This is a genomic window from Avibacterium gallinarum, from assembly GCF_002921135.1.
Taxonomy (GTDB): Bacteria; Pseudomonadota; Gammaproteobacteria; order Enterobacterales; family Pasteurellaceae; genus Avibacterium; species Avibacterium gallinarum.
On sequence record NZ_PQVJ01000001.1, the window covers coordinates 93,490 to 107,518 of the forward strand.

General features: G+C 40.3%; 14 protein-coding genes and 1 riboswitch. Of the genes, 6 read left to right on the forward strand and 8 right to left on the reverse strand.

What is annotated here, in order from left to right:
- Positions 1-14: 14 nt before the first annotated feature.
- Positions 15-302 (forward strand): ABC transporter substrate-binding protein, encoded by a 288-nt coding sequence (locus C3007_RS00510; RefSeq protein WP_103852574.1) that lies wholly within the window; start codon positions 15-17, stop codon positions 300-302.
- Between the two features lie 92 nt (positions 303-394).
- On the opposite strand, the gene C3007_RS00515 is transcribed toward C3007_RS00510, so the two are convergent.
- Entirely contained in the window at positions 395-2,038 is a 1,644-nt protein-coding gene (locus C3007_RS00515; RefSeq protein ID WP_370445387.1) for a bifunctional metallophosphatase/5'-nucleotidase, read from the reverse strand.
- 144 nt (positions 2,039-2,182) lie between these two features.
- Entirely contained in the window at positions 2,183-2,404 is a 222-nt protein-coding gene (locus C3007_RS00520; RefSeq protein WP_103852576.1) for a hypothetical protein, read from the reverse strand.
- A 335-nt stretch (positions 2,405-2,739) separates the two neighbouring features.
- Here C3007_RS00520 and C3007_RS00525 point away from each other — a divergent pair, with 335 nt between their 5' ends.
- Positions 2,740-4,974 carry a nitric-oxide reductase large subunit gene (locus C3007_RS00525; RefSeq protein ID WP_103852577.1) on the forward strand — a complete coding sequence of 745 codons (2,235 nt, stop codon included), beginning with the start codon at positions 2,740-2,742 and terminating at the stop codon, positions 4,972-4,974.
- 145 nt (positions 4,975-5,119) lie between these two features.
- Here the strand turns inward: C3007_RS00525 and C3007_RS00530 are convergent, their stop codons facing one another.
- Positions 5,120-5,746, reverse strand: coding sequence for an NAD(P)-dependent oxidoreductase (locus tag C3007_RS00530; RefSeq protein ID WP_103852578.1), 627 nt, complete (start codon positions 5,744-5,746; stop codon positions 5,120-5,122).
- A gap of 146 nt (positions 5,747-5,892) precedes the next feature.
- Here C3007_RS00530 and C3007_RS00535 point away from each other — a divergent pair, with 146 nt between their 5' ends.
- A complete protein-coding gene (locus C3007_RS00535; RefSeq protein ID WP_207763682.1) occupies positions 5,893-6,228 on the forward strand; it encodes a winged helix-turn-helix transcriptional regulator in 336 nt (111 codons plus the stop codon).
- Between the two features lie 120 nt (positions 6,229-6,348).
- Here C3007_RS00535 and thrS read toward each other — a convergent pair whose 3' ends face one another.
- Entirely contained in the window at positions 6,349-8,289 is a 1,941-nt protein-coding gene (thrS, locus tag C3007_RS00540; RefSeq protein WP_103852579.1) for a threonine--tRNA ligase, read from the reverse strand.
- Positions 8,290-8,516: 227 nt separating this feature from the next.
- Positions 8,517-9,167, reverse strand: a complete 651-nt coding sequence (grxB, locus tag C3007_RS00545; RefSeq protein ID WP_103852580.1) for a glutaredoxin 2 — start codon at positions 9,165-9,167, stop codon at positions 8,517-8,519.
- Positions 9,168-9,319: 152 nt separating this feature from the next.
- On the opposite strand from grxB, the gene C3007_RS00550 reads away from it, so the two are divergent.
- Positions 9,320-10,189, forward strand: a complete 870-nt coding sequence (locus tag C3007_RS00550; protein WP_103852581.1) for a fructosamine kinase family protein — start codon at positions 9,320-9,322, stop codon at positions 10,187-10,189.
- Positions 10,186-10,833, forward strand: a complete 648-nt coding sequence (hxpB, locus tag C3007_RS00555; protein ID WP_103852582.1) for a hexitol phosphatase HxpB — start codon at positions 10,186-10,188, stop codon at positions 10,831-10,833. Before C3007_RS00550 ends, hxpB begins: the two co-directional genes overlap by 4 nt.
- Positions 10,834-10,879: 46 nt before the next feature.
- Here hxpB and C3007_RS00560 read toward each other — a convergent pair whose 3' ends face one another.
- Genes C3007_RS00560 through C3007_RS00570 form a run of 3 tightly spaced genes read right to left on the reverse strand, consistent with a single transcriptional unit; the run spans position 10,880 to position 13,301 of the window.
- Positions 10,880-11,824, reverse strand: a complete 945-nt coding sequence (locus C3007_RS00560; protein WP_103852583.1) for an ABC transporter substrate-binding protein — start codon at positions 11,822-11,824, stop codon at positions 10,880-10,882.
- Positions 11,825-11,832: 8 nt separating this feature from the next.
- Complete coding sequence (locus C3007_RS00565; RefSeq protein WP_103852584.1) at positions 11,833-12,588, reverse strand: ABC transporter permease; 756 nt, start codon at positions 12,586-12,588, stop codon at positions 11,833-11,835.
- On the reverse strand, positions 12,588-13,301 hold the full coding sequence (locus tag C3007_RS00570; protein WP_103852585.1) for an ABC transporter ATP-binding protein: 714 nt from the start codon (positions 13,299-13,301) through the stop codon (positions 12,588-12,590). Before C3007_RS00570 ends, C3007_RS00565 begins: the two co-directional genes overlap by 1 nt.
- Before the next feature lie 79 nt (positions 13,302-13,380).
- Positions 13,381-13,471, reverse strand: a riboswitch (TPP riboswitch).
- A gap of 282 nt (positions 13,472-13,753) precedes the next feature.
- Between C3007_RS00570 and C3007_RS00575 the strand changes: the two genes are divergently transcribed.
- Positions 13,754-13,975 carry a hypothetical protein gene (locus C3007_RS00575; protein WP_103852586.1) on the forward strand — a complete coding sequence of 74 codons (222 nt, stop codon included), beginning with the start codon at positions 13,754-13,756 and terminating at the stop codon, positions 13,973-13,975.
- Positions 13,976-14,029 lie beyond the last annotated feature (54 nt).

Here is a 14,029-nt window from a genome sequence, read left to right on the forward strand (position 1 = left end):
TTAAAGGAGAAAAAATGGCAAGTCTTGAATTGCAAAAACAAATGATCATTAATAAGCGTAATCTTAATTGGCGGTTAAAAACCAAAAGCTATGCGCTTGACATACTCACTTGGGCAATATGGGTATATATGATGTACTTTATTGTTCAGAACTGGGAGTTCATTACGACTAGACCTATGTTTGAACAATTTAGATTATTTGAGATTATGTTCTTAATGACAGGCTTAGTATTTTGTCTATTATTTATAGCGGTAAGTTGGTCTTTTATCTCTAAAAATACTAAACTACCTCAGTCTCAGTGATACGCTAAAAAAGTGGCTTTTATAGCCACTTTTTATTTTTTCTCCCCACAAAAAAATTCTGAAAATTTTAACCGCACTTTAATATTTATACTTTAATCTAATCCAATAATTTTCCAGCGATTATGGCTTTTACCTTCAATTTTTCCTTTTTTAACTTCGCGGATATAATTCATCATCATATTTTGAATTGTGCCATTCTCCTGCCCTAATGCAACTTTAGACTCCCATAGTAATGGAATTTGTTGTCCATCAAAAATCCCTCCTTTTTTAATTAATTGTCCAAAACGATAAGAATTCATTCCTACTTTAAGTTTCATATCATCAGTAACTGGACGACCATCAGCCAAACGGAGGTTTACAATTTTATGTCCTTGCGGATTACGCAAATCAATTTGATAACTTACACCACCAAATAAATCAAAAGTAACATATTTGGATTTAGCGCGTTTTGCGTTGTAACGATAGGTGTTATCTTCAGGTTCAAGGGTATCAAAATAATCGGCAGACCATTCCATATATTGTTTGAGTTGCTTTCCTGTCATCTCATAAACGCTAACATCACCGCCAGCATAACGATAATTGTAGATAATGTCTTTTTTCTTAATGTCCCCTTTTTCTAGACGAACTTTCTGGTGATCAAAGGCAAAGGAAACAACATCAGCCTGACTATAATATTGTTCTACATCGTGGATAAAAGAAGACAGCCCCGTATCTTGAGAAAAAGCAAAAGATACACCATGGTTTTCACCTTGGGGTACCATTGTATTTTCTGTTTTTCCTATAATCACATTATTTAAACGACGTAATTCATCATGATAAGGCTGATAAATTTTAATAATTTCTTCATCAGCTTGTAGATCTTTTACTGGAACCGTTTTTGCAGTTTTATTTATCAGTTTAACCTGATTGTTTTCAACATCAAAAGTAAGATCTACCTCTGAAACCACTGTACCATAACGATGCGGCTCTGTAATCAAGGTATCTTTAATAGTTACACTAGGAATATTTTTATGCATATGTCCAGCGATAATCACATCAATGCCATCCACTGCATTGACAAGATCAGCAACACCTGTATCTGGAATATTATTTTCATTTTCAATTCCCATATGAGCCAAAACCACAATCGCATCAACCCCTTTCTGCTTTAATTGGATAATTTGTTTTTTGGTTTCTTCAATAGGAGAAGTAAAAGTCATTTGATCAAGATAGCCAGTATCTAGCTCAAAAGTGGCAGACATCGGCGTAGTCAAACCAATCACGCCAATTTTCACTCCGTCTTTTTTAATTATCGTTGTTGGCTTAAGATAACGACGACCATCTTTATAATAAAAATTTGCTGTTAGTTTTTGAGCTTGCATATCTTTTAGGATTTCATCTAGTGCCGTCATACCAAAATTGAATTCGTGATTTCCTAGAATGAAAATATCATATTTCATCTGGTTAAGTATTTTAGGAATGGGATTATTTTTATAATGTTCAGCAGTTTTAGCGAATACTTCCACCTGATTATCTTGAATTGCATCACCAATATCCACTAGAACAACATTAGGATTATTTTTACGAACCTCGTTCACATAAGTGGAAATTTGAGCATAAGAACCCGAAGGATCAGCAATATCCGCACCATAGCTCCAAGGCACAACCCGACCATGCACATCTGAAGTACCTAAAATTTTGATATTCACTTCTTTCGCAACAGTAATACTTATGGAAGAAAGTGCAAGAATAGTCATAAAAAGTTTTTTCACAGTGCCTCCTACTACATAGAATGGATTAAAACTTATTGAGGTTTTGTAAAACATAGAAGATTATCAACAAGTTAAATATTTTATAGTGAGCATAAAAAACCTGCTTATTCTCACAAGCAGGTTTTATTCTTAGCTCACCACATAAGGAATGTTGGTGATGCCTGATTCAGCTAAAGCAGCAATGACATCAGGAACTTCCACATTCTCACCAAAAACAGCAACGACTTCTGCTACATCTTCACCTTTTTGCTTAGTTTCTTCAGCAGACAACGCACCGATATTTAATAATTCTGACACTAAATCATGGGCAAAAATGCGAGTTGTTGTAAAAGTAATAGTTAAATTACTCATAAAAATTTCCTTTGTAAATAATAAATCAAACAATAGTCTTTGCTATTGCTACGCTGGCGATTTTAGCATTATCTCCTTATAACAAGCGATAAATATTTTTGAAATTTATTAGGATTTTTAACCGCACCTTATTTCCCGTTATTCTTACGTCTTAAAAAGGAAGAAACTTCTGACAAAAATTGATCTAAGACAAAGAAATGCCATTTTACTCTGCATAGTAAAAAATACTTGATAAAATTAGTCAAGTATTAATTCGTGCTGTCATATGGCGATCATTTGACAGTGTTTTTCTGAGCTGCAAATGCTCTATTTACTTAAAACTATGGAGATTTATTATGGGGCAATACAAAAAGCTCTGGTACACCTTAATTGTGGTGCTTATCGGTGCATTTTCTATTCTCGGTTATTTTGGAGTGGATATTTATCGTGAAGCACCACCCATTCCAGAAAAATATGTCAATGCCAATGGCGAAACCTTGATAACTAAACAAGATATTTTGCAAGGCCAAACGGCGTGGCAAACAACTGGGGGAATGCAACTTGGTTCAATTTGGGGACACGGTGCTTACCAAGCACCCGATTGGACGGCAGACTGGTTACACCGAGAACTCACCAATTGGTTAGACATTACTGCGCAAAAAGAATTTGGTAAAAATTTTGATGCGTTAGATGAGGATCAAAAGGCTGTATTACAATCTCGCTTAACCCGCGAATATCGTGGTAGCAAAGTTGAAAATGGTACGGTGCAATTATCTGATACTCGTCAGCAAGCCATTGAAAAAACAGCACAATATTATATTTCCTTATACGGTGATGATCCGCAATTTAAACTCACTCGCGATCATTTTGCGATGAAAGATAACACTCTGCCGGCATTATCGGATCGTCAAGATTTAACCAAGTTTTTCTTCTGGACAGCTTGGACTGCTTCGGCTAATCGTCCAAATACAGATGCCACTTACACCAATAACTGGCCGCACGAGCCGCTCATTAATAATGTGCCAACAGCAGAAAATATTATGTGGTCGATTGCCAGTATCGTTTTCTTAATCCTAGGGATTGGAATGATGGTTTGGGTGTGGGCATTTAAGAAAAAAGAAGATGAAAAAGATCCAACACCAGATGTGGTTGATCCGCTCACTAAAATTCAGCTTACTCCTTCACAAAAGGCCTTGGGTAAATATCTATTCACCGTGGTCGCATTATTCATTGCACAGGTCACCTTTGGTACAATCGTGGCCCATTACACGGTAGAAGGACAAGATTTCTACGGTATTCCACTTTCTGAATATTTACCTTATTCCTTAATTCGCACCTGGCACGTTCAAAGTGCATTATTCTGGATTGCAATGGCATTCTTAGCTGGTGGTTTATTCCTTGCGCCGATTATCAATGGTGGCAAAGATCCAAAATATCAAAAACTCGGTGTTGATATTCTATTTTGGGCGCTAGTTGTCTTAGTTGTAGGATCATTTACTGGCAGCTATTTAGCAATTGCGCACCAAATTCCAAAAGAACTGAGCTTTATGTTCGGTCATCAAGGCTATGAATTTATCGATCTCGGACGTTTCTGGCAAGCAGTAAAATATTCAGGTATTTTATTCTGGCTAGTCCTAATGCTACGCGGCACTATCAATGCCTTTAAACAACCTGGCGATAAAAACCTACTCGCCCTGTTCTTTGCTTCTGTTATCGCCATTGGTTTATTCTATGGCCCGGCCTTATTCTATGGCGAACACACTCATTTATCTGTGATGGAATATTGGCGCTGGTGGGTAGTACACCTTTGGGTTGAAGGCTTCTTTGAAGTATTCTCTGTGGCGGCACTTTCCTTTATTTTTGTCAGCTTAGGCTTAGTTTCACGCCGCACTGCAACAGTTTCCACTATTGCGTCAGCATCAATCTTCTTAATTGGAGGTATTCCTGGCACATTCCACCACCTATATTTTGCAGGGGCTACCACACCAATTATCGCCGTTGGCGCATCGTTCTCCGCGTTAGAAGTTGTACCGCTCGTGTTACTCGGTTATGAAGCTTGGGAGCATTGGTCAATGCAACAAAAAGCACCTTGGATGGAACGCTTAAAATGGCCTATTTACTGCTTTGTCGCCGTGGCGTTTTGGAATATGTTAGGCGCTGGCGTATTTGGTTTCTTAATCAATCCACCTATTTCGCTTTACTATGTCCAAGGGCTAAACACAACAGCAGTACACGCACACGCTGCGTTATTTGGGGTTTATGGCTTCCTTGCTCTTGGCTTTGTGTTTCTCATCGTGCGTTACTTACGTCCAAGCATTCAATTTGACGACAAACTGATGAAATTTGGTTTCTGGAGTTTAAATATCGGCTTAGTCGTGATGATTATTTCAAGCCTTTTACCAATTGGCGTAATCCAAGCGCACGCCAATATGGTACACGGTTTATGGTATGCACGCGGTGAAGAATTTATGCAGCAAGGTCTTTTCGTTACCCTACGCTGGGTGCGTATCCTAGGCGATGTGATTTTCGGCTTAGGCGCGCTTGCCTTCTTCTGGCAAATGGTGAAAATGGTTTTTGCAAGACAGAAATAATCCATATATCAAATAAAAATCCTCACTGATATGTGGGGATTTTTTAGGCTCAGTTTATACAAAAATTGTAAAAAATAAGTGCGGTGAAAAATTCCAAAATTTTCTACCGCACTTTGTTTTTTAAGGATTCTACGTTTTCAGAAACTTACGACAACACCGAAATACGTTCGCGAATGTGTTTACCATTCAATGCTTCATCAATCATCGCAATGGCATAATCAGCATAGCTCACATAGCTTTCGCCTTTTTCATTGACCGTGAACACTTCACCAGCCAAGCGGTATGTGCCTGTTTTTGCCCCTTCAGGATCGAACACTGCTGCTGGGCTGAGATAAGTCCATTGCACGTCATCACGCTTACGCAATTCTGCCAATGCCTGTGCCATTGCTTGGGCTAAAGGTTTATATTCCGCTGGGAAATCTGGCGTATCAACAAGTTGTACGGCTAGGCTAGCATCAGTATAAAGGCTACCTGCTCCGCCTACAACAAGCAAACGCACCTTTGTTCCCGCCAAAATAGCACATAAATGGGCAAGCGATGTGCTATGTTGTGGTAAAGTTTCTGGCGTCCACGCAGCAAAAGCATCAATCACTACATCAAAGCCTGCAAGATCCGCTTTGGTTAAATCAAACAAATCTTTTTTAAGCACTTGTTGTGCCGCGCTGTGATTTTCACCACGTACCACTGCGGTAGCCTCTAAACCACGCGCTACTGCTTCAGCTACGATCAAACGCCCTGCTTTTCCATTTGCACCTATTACTGCGACTTTCATTTTTTTCTCCTGTTTAATGATAAAAATTGTTGTATCTCGTTTTTGTTGAGCGTGATAATATCCCCCTAGCAAACAAAAAGAAAGTAAGCACTAAAAAGTGCAGTAGTTACCTTAAAGAAACTTATATTGAAAAATAAGGAAAAATTGTGAAAGAAAAAGAGAAAAAGTTACCAGATTGTGAAGTAGAAATTACCTTAATGATGATGAGTGAACGTTGGCGCGTGTTGATTATTCGTGAATTGCTATATGGCACAAAGCGTTTTGGTGAATTGAAAAAAACCTTAACTGGCATTTCGCAAAAAGTGCTAACGGCAAATTTAAGAGCAATGGAAACCCAAGGATTATTAACGCGAAAAGTCTATGCAGAAGTGCCGCCAAGGGTGGAATATACGCTAACAGAAGACGGTAAAAGCCTAAAAAGCGTACTGACTGCAATGGCCGCGTGGGGTGAGCATTATCGTCAAAAATATCAAGAGAAATAAAATCTGGAAAAAAATCCCCGCACTGATTAAAAGCGCCCCTTAAAAGTGCGGTGATTTTTCGGTAGTTTTTTATTACAAAATAAAAGCGAGCATTTAGCTCGCTTTCTTATTTTTTGTGAATTAATCTTGTCCAAGCTCACCAAGCAATTTTAATTCTCGGTTTTTCACTTGGTTTTTCAGAATTTCGGTGAATTCTGCCACGGTGAACGTGCCTAAATCTGCACCTTTACGGGTACGCACGGCGATTTTGCCTTCGGCAATTTCTTTATCGCCACAGACCAACATATAAGGTACACGTTTTAAGGTGTGTTCACGGATTTTAAAGCCGATTTTTTCATTGCGTAAATCTGCTTTGGCACGCAAGCCTGCGTCAGAAAGAGCTTTCACTACGTCTTTTACATAATCCGCTTGGCTATCGGTAATGTTCATCACCACCGCTTGGGTTGGAGCAAGCCAAGGTGGGAAGAAGCCCGCGTAATCTTCGGTGATAATGCCGATAAAACGCTCTAATGAACCTAAAATCGCACGGTGGATCATCACTGGCGTTTTGCGGTCATTGTCTTCCGCCACATAAGAGGCATTTAAGCGACCTGGTAAGGCGAAATCAAGCTGAATTGTGCCACATTGCCATTCACGATCAAGGCTATCACGCAAGGCAAATTCAATTTTCGGCCCATAGAATGCCCCTTCGCCCTCTTGGATTTCATAATCTAAGCCATTGTGTTTTAACGCATTGGCTAAGCCCTGCTCTGCTCTGTCCCACATTTCATCAGAACCGATGCGTTTTTCTGGACGAGTAGAAAGTTTTACTTGAATATTGTTGAAACCAAAGGTGCTGTAAATATCGTAAACCATACGGATACAGCTGGTTACTTCGCTTTCAATTTGATCTTCGGTACAGAAAATATGCGCATCATCTTGAGTAAAGCCGCGTACACGCATTAAACCGTGCAATGAACCTGATGGCTCGTTACGGTGGCACGAACCAAATTCCGCCATACGAATTGGCAGATCGCGATACGATTTCAAGCCTTGGTTGAAAATTTGCACGTGTCCAGGGCAGTTCATTGGCTTGATAGCATATTCACGGTTTTCTGATGAAGTCGTGAACATTAAATCACCGTAGTTTTGCCAGTGGCCTGTTTTTTCCCATAACACGCGATCCATCATAAATGGGCCTTTCACTTCTTGATAATCGTACTCTTTCAATTTAGTACGCACGAAGGTTTCCAGCTCACGGAAAATCGTCCAACCGTCATTGTGCCAGAACACCATACCTGGTGCTTCTTCTTGCATATGATAAAGATCAAGGGCTTTACCAATTTTACGGTGATCGCGTTTTGCCGCTTCTTCTAAACGTTGCAAATAGGCCGCCAATTGTTTTTTATCCGCCCACGCTGTGCCGTAAATACGCTGTAACATCTTGTTTTTGCTATCGCCACGCCAGTATGCACCCGCCACTTTTTGTAATTTAAAGTTATGGCAAAAACGCATATTTGGCACGTGCGGCCCACGACACATATCAATATATTCTTGGTGATGATAAAGCGCTGGCGTTGCGGTTTTTTCGATGTTTTCATCTAAAATCGCTATTTTATACGGCTCGCCACGCTGTTCAAAGGTATCTCTTGCTTCTTGCCAGCTTACCCGTTTTTTCACCACGTCATAGTTGGTTTTTGCCAGCTCGTGCATTCTTTTTTCAATGGCATCAAGATCTTCTTGCGTTAAAGAGCGGTCTAAATCCACGTCATAATAGAAACCGTTTTCAATGGTTGGCCCGATCGCCATTTTCACATCAGGGAAAAGCTGTTTAATGGCGTGTCCTAATAAATGCGCGCAAGAGTGGCGAATAATTTCTAATCCGTCTTCATCTTTTGCGGTGATGATTTCTAAATTAGCATCTTGATCAATCAGATCGCACGCATCACGGCGTTCACCGTTCACACGCCCAGCGATGGTCGCCTTGGCTAAACCTGCACCAATATCCTGCGCCACTTCAAGCACAGTAACGGGTTTATCAAATTGGCGCTGTGAGCCATCGGGTAAAGTAATAATTGGCATATTAAATCCTTATACAGTGGTTACCCATACGAGAGGTAACTTGTTGATTAAAATAAAAATAAAGTAAAAAAGCACCGCACTTTGTTATACCTACAATGTATTTTTCGCACCGTGCTTTATAGGTTATCGAATTGCTTTTGCAATGACTTTCGATGCAAGCCCGTGATCATACGCTATTTTGCGCTGAAAACCAACTTTCTGCCCGATTTTACTGGGCTTTTTGTGGGTTAAACCGCTTTATCGAAATATAATTCCACTTGGGATAATTTTGCCATTGTTTCCACATAAGCTTTCACTTTCGGCGGGAATACAAGCCCTTTCACGCAAGTGAGGTTACGCAACATTGGGAAAAGCAAAATGTCTTCCATAGAAAGCTGATCATTTGCGCCATTTTCTGACAAAATCAAATACTCAAGTGCGGTGAAATCTTGCTGTAATTTTTCGATATATTGGGCAGAATTTGCCAGATTTTCGGCGAAATCACCAATACTTTCAGTTTTCTTTTTAACGAAATAATCCACCGCACTTTGGGTAGCAAATTCAGGTAAACCTAATTTCACAAAACGCGGTAATAAAAGATGATTATAATAACGGCTCACTGCCTGCATCCACGCTTGCAGATCGCTACGCACATCATCATCTGGCAACAACAGATCACCATAATTTTGATCCACATAATGGACAATATCCAAACTTTCTGGCATTGCCGTGCCATCTTCTTTAATCAAAATTGGGGCCATTTTTTTGCCGATGAGCGCGACTGGCGTGGCTTCGTCATCACTCAATAACACTTGCTCTTCCACGGGCAAATTTTTCAAGCCAAAAATCATTCTGGCACGCACGCAGAATGGACAATGATCATAAACGTATAATTTCATTTTTTGCTCCTTACTAAACAATTTAAGCGAATAGACGCTACCTTACCGCAAATTTTTCTCTCCGCAAATAAAAAACTTGAAGTTCATCACAGATTATTTTGCTCATTTCCTTTATGATCAAGGCGTGGCGCAAGTTGAATATGGGAGGACTTATGTGGAAATCAATTTCTCAAGTTTTAGCCGAACATCTTGGTGCATATTATTTTATCAAGCAAAAACGCAAAGTGCATACTGGCGAAATGCACGAAGCTTGGATTATTGATGATGGAATCCAGCCCGTTTTTGTGAAAATTAATGAAAAATCCTACCGCTCTATGTTTCGTGCCGAAGCCGATCAGCTGGAATTACTAGCCAAAACAGGGACGATTCAAGTACCGCAAGTTTACGGCGTAGGCTGTTCACAAAACCACAGTTTTTTACTGCTCGAAGCCCTTCCTTTCAGCGAACCGAACGAACAATCAATGGCACAATTTGGCACACAATTAGCCAACTTGCACCAATGGGGCAATGCCGAGCATTATGGACTCGATTTTGACACTTGGCTAGGGCCAGTTTATCAGCCAAATGGTTGGTCGGATAATTGGGCGAAATTTTTCAGCGAACAACGCATTGGCTGGCAATTACAGATCTGTAAAGAAAAAGGTTTAGCGTTTACTGATATTGATCAATTAGTCGCCGTTGTCGCCAAAGGGCTGGCCAAACATCAGCCAAAGCCAGCCTTGTTGCACGGCAATCTTTGGATTGAAAACTGTGCTGTGGCAAATGGCCAACCTTTTACTTACGATCCTGCCTGTTACTGGGGCGATCACGAATGCGATCTGGCATTTAGTGAATTATTTCAACCGTTTCCTGAAAAATTCTATCAAAATTATCACCGCACTTTGCCGATTGACGAAGGCTATGCGCAACGCAAACCGCTTTATCAGCTTTATTATTTGTTAAACTTTAGTCATCGTTTTTCTGCTCATTATGTGGCGCTCACCAAAGCGATCATTGAAAAAATACTCAAGGGGAATCTATGAAATTTCAAGCAGTTATCTTCGATATGGACGGCGTTTTAATTGATTCCGAACCTTTTTGGAAACAAGCGGGCGTGGAAGTATTTGGGCAAATTGGTATTCCTGTTAGCTTGCAAGAAATGCAAGAACTCACGGGAATGCCAGCTCTTGGTATTGTCAAAACCGTTTATCAACGCTATCAAAAAACGTCTGTTCCTGTTGAAGAAATGGTCAAACGAATGAATGACTGCGCCATTTCAATGATTTTAGAAAATAAGCCCTTAATGCCAAATGTGCCAGAAACCCTTGAAAAACTCACCGCACTTGGTTGTAAGCTGGCGGTTGCTTCCGCTTCGCCACGTTATTTATTGGAACAAATCACTGAACGCTGCGGCATTGCACCTTATTTCCAATATCTATCCTCTGCCACAGAATTAGATTACAACAAACCGCATCCGCAGGTTTATTTACACGCTGCCCATCAATTAGGTGTTGAGCCCCAAGCCTGTTTAGGCATTGAAGATTCCGTGCTAGGAATGACCGCAGTAAAAGCCGCGTCAATGCGATGCGCTGTTATCCCAGCTCCCGTTGAACGCACCGATCCGCGTTGGGCATTAGCGGATTATCAACTAAAACAGCTAGCTCAAATTCCTGAGATTTGTGCATAAAAAAGTGCGGTATTTTTCACCGCACTTTTTACCTAGCCTATTTTTCTTATTCCACTTGAATGGCATAATCAGACAATTTAGGAACCTGCTTAATCAGGCCTTGTTGTTGCATAAATTGTGCCATTTTCTCATAACGTGCGTTATCTAGGGCGCTTGGGCGTAAACTTAAACGTGGCAAGGTATCGCGCCAAGCCAAGCGATTGAGTTCGTTGTCTAAATCTTGCGGTTTATAACTCACAAACGCCTGCCAACTTTGTTGTGGGTGGTTTAAAATATAAACGCTGGCTTGTTCAAGTGCGGTCAAAAATGCACGAATTTTTTTCGCAGGAAGCTGATTTTTATTGGCCACGACAATCAATTCATCATACATTGGCACGCCCTGTTCTTCTGGATAAAACGCCTTGCCCGGTTTCTTTTCTATCGCCATCTGATTTAGCTCAAAATTACGAAATGCGCCAATTACCGCATCTACTTGTCCGCTAAATAATGCGGGAGAAAGCGACCAATTCACGTTCACTAATTCCACATCATTTAAAGAAAGGTGGGCGGATTTCAACATTGCACCAAGTAACGCATCTTCAAAACCGCTCACTGAATAGCCGATCTTTTTCCCTTTTAAATCGGCAATTTGTTCAATACCGCTATCTTTTAGCACCACAAGACTATTTAACGGCGTTGAAATTAAGGTGCCAACACGCACCAGCGGCAAACCCTCTGCCACTTGCATTTGCAGCTGTGGCTGATAATCCACCGCTAAATCTGCCTGCCCTGCTGCCACTAATTTGGGTGGCATTGAAGGATCAGCAGGCTCGATAATCTCAACCTGCAACCCATTTTCCGCAAAAAAGCCTTTTTGCTGTGCCACAATAATGGCGGCGTGATCGGGGTTGACAAACCAATCCAGCAATAAGGTTAATTTTTCTTTGGCTTGTGCGCTAATGCTCATACCTAAAGCGAAAATTAAACTGCATAAATACCATTGTTTTTTCATTTTTTCTCCTAACGTAAATGACAGACCCAAGGAATAATGCGGTGAAGCAATTTATCTATCACGAAATACAGCAAGAGCGCGATAACCACCAAAATAAACAACGCCGCGAACATTAAGCTAATTTGAATTCGAGCATTGGCTTGCAACATTAAATAACCAAGCCCTTGTGATGATCCTACCCATTCCCCCACGATCGCCCCAATAGGGGCAACGGAAACCGCAATGCGTAAGCCCGAGGCTAACGCTGGCAAAGCGGCAGGTAAGCGAACCTTAAATAATAATTGCCCTGATGAAATTCCCATTGTTTGCGCTAGCTCTAACCATTGCTTTGGCGTATTACGCAAGCCGTCATAACAGGCAGCGGTAACCGGGAAATAAATAATCAAAATGGTCATCGCAATTTTTGATGCAATGCCATAACCAAACCAAAGCACCAACAATGGCGCAATAGCAAAAACAGGGATCGCCTGCGAGGCAATTAAAATGGGCAATAAAAAAGCTGAGAGTGTTTGTGAAGAAGCCAGCAATAAGGCAGAAAGCAAACCAAATAAAAATCCAAGCACCAGCCCTAATAAAATTTCCCACAAAGTAATTTTGGCGTGCATAAATAATAAAGCCCATTGTGAAGACACTTCATTTAGCACGGCAACAGGTTCAGGCAATAAATAATGTGGGATCGCAAAAATTGAAATCGCCCCTTGCCAGCACAAGGCGAAAAATAAGGTCATTATCAATGCTCGAAATAGGCTTTGCCACGCAAACATTAATCTTCCCCCATTAACTGCTTAAATAAATATTGCTGTAATTGCCATAATTTCTCTTGCGAAAAATCTCTTGGCGCTTTGCCTTGCGGGCAAATGGGCGGTGAAAGCTGAACAGGTTGTTGGTGCAAAATATAGATTTTATCTGCTAGCAACAAGGCTTCTTGTGGATCGTGGGTGATAAGTAACACGGTTTTATCTGCCAATAACTGATGTGAAAGCTGCTGTAATTGCAAGCGGGTTACGGCATCTAATGCGGAAAAAGGTTCGTCCATTAAAATAATCTCTGCATCTTGCATTAGCGTTCGAGCCAACGCCACGCGCTGCCGCTGTCCACCAGAAAGCTGATAACAAGGCTTATGCAAATGTTGTTCCATTTTCACCGCACTTAATAAAGTGCGGGCTTTTTCTTCCGTTTTTTTCGTTTTGCTATGAGTAAGATGCTGATAAAGCTGAACATTATCTAAAATAGACAGCCAAGGATACAAACTATCCTGCTGTGCAAGCCAAGCAATTTTGCCTGAACACTGAATGCGCCCTTGCACAATCGCCTGATTTTCTAACCCTGCAATGGCACGCAATAAGGTTGATTTTCCCACGCCTGATGCACCAAGCAACGCCACCCACTCCCCTTGTGATACGCTAAAATGAAAATGCTCAAACAAAGGTTGCTCAGCAAAACTGAGTTTAAGATCGGAAATTTCGATGGCTTTCATCGTTCATTCACCAATCAACGTAATGGAAAAAAGCCGTTAAAAATAAAAGAAGTGAGGTGAGAATTTAATAAGAAAAGAAGCGTTTGCATAATTAGTTTCCTACGTCAGTATTAGCTGTATCAGGTTCACGGGTATCATCTCAGCTTAAACAAGCACCCCGACTAATGCAAAACAGTGTAGCGGAAGTTCAAATAAAAATCAAAGTTTACAGACCAAAAAATTATATTTTTATAATATAACAAGAAATATTTAAAATTTATTTAAATATTGCCATCTTATGCTAAATAAAAGTCAATAAAATAACTATAACCCATTGATACACTTAATCTTTTCTCATACTGGTCGGAGAAGAATAAATATTGACTTTACTATTTAAAAGAGTATTCTGTATTACGAGTCAGACAGTATTGACTCATCTTTTTACAATTAAAATAACAACAAAGGAGTTCATTATGAAACTTAAATCTAAATTAGTATTAGGCGCTATGGCAGCATTCTTATCTTCACAAGTGCTTGCTTCCGCTGGTCAACCTGTACCTGTAGATCCTAGTGAATATGATGGTGTTGGTTGCACTAAAGAATATGAGCCAACTCCATATAAAAAGAAAGATGGTACAGTAGTGACTGCTCCTAACCGTTGTGTTGCTGCAAAATGGGCATCTGAAGGTTTATAATATACTGTTGTAGTATGTAGAAAGCCCTGTTAACCAAGGCTTTTTTATTGTTCA

Excerpts from the sequence above, each read along its gene's own strand:
- C3007_RS00515 (WP_370445387.1), bottom strand. The coding sequence starts at position 2,038 with ATGACTATTCTTGCACTTTCTTCCATAAGTATTACTGTTGCGAAAGAA.
- C3007_RS00575 (WP_103852586.1), top strand. The coding sequence starts at position 13,754 with ATGAAACTTAAATCTAAATTAGTATTAGGCGCTATGGCAGCATTCTTA.
- C3007_RS00570 (WP_103852585.1), bottom strand. The coding sequence starts at position 13,301 with ATGAAAGCCATCGAAATTTCCGATCTTAAACTCAGTTTTGCTGAGCAA.
- C3007_RS00550 (WP_103852581.1), top strand. The coding sequence starts at position 9,320 with ATGTGGAAATCAATTTCTCAAGTTTTAGCCGAACATCTTGGTGCATAT.
- hxpB (WP_103852582.1), top strand. The coding sequence starts at position 10,186 with ATGAAATTTCAAGCAGTTATCTTCGATATGGACGGCGTTTTAATTGAT.
- C3007_RS00510 (WP_103852574.1), top strand. The coding sequence starts at position 15 with ATGGCAAGTCTTGAATTGCAAAAACAAATGATCATTAATAAGCGTAAT.
- grxB (WP_103852580.1), bottom strand. The coding sequence starts at position 9,167 with ATGAAATTATACGTTTATGATCATTGTCCATTCTGCGTGCGTGCCAGA.
- C3007_RS00520 (WP_103852576.1), bottom strand. The coding sequence starts at position 2,404 with ATGAGTAATTTAACTATTACTTTTACAACAACTCGCATTTTTGCCCAT.
- C3007_RS00530 (WP_103852578.1), bottom strand. The coding sequence starts at position 5,746 with ATGAAAGTCGCAGTAATAGGTGCAAATGGAAAAGCAGGGCGTTTGATC.
- C3007_RS00560 (WP_103852583.1), bottom strand. The coding sequence starts at position 11,824 with ATGAAAAAACAATGGTATTTATGCAGTTTAATTTTCGCTTTAGGTATG.
- thrS (WP_103852579.1), bottom strand. The coding sequence starts at position 8,289 with ATGCCAATTATTACTTTACCCGATGGCTCACAGCGCCAATTTGATAAA.
- C3007_RS00525 (WP_103852577.1), top strand. The coding sequence starts at position 2,740 with ATGGGGCAATACAAAAAGCTCTGGTACACCTTAATTGTGGTGCTTATC.
- C3007_RS00565 (WP_103852584.1), bottom strand. The coding sequence starts at position 12,588 with ATGTTTGCGTGGCAAAGCCTATTTCGAGCATTGATAATGACCTTATTT.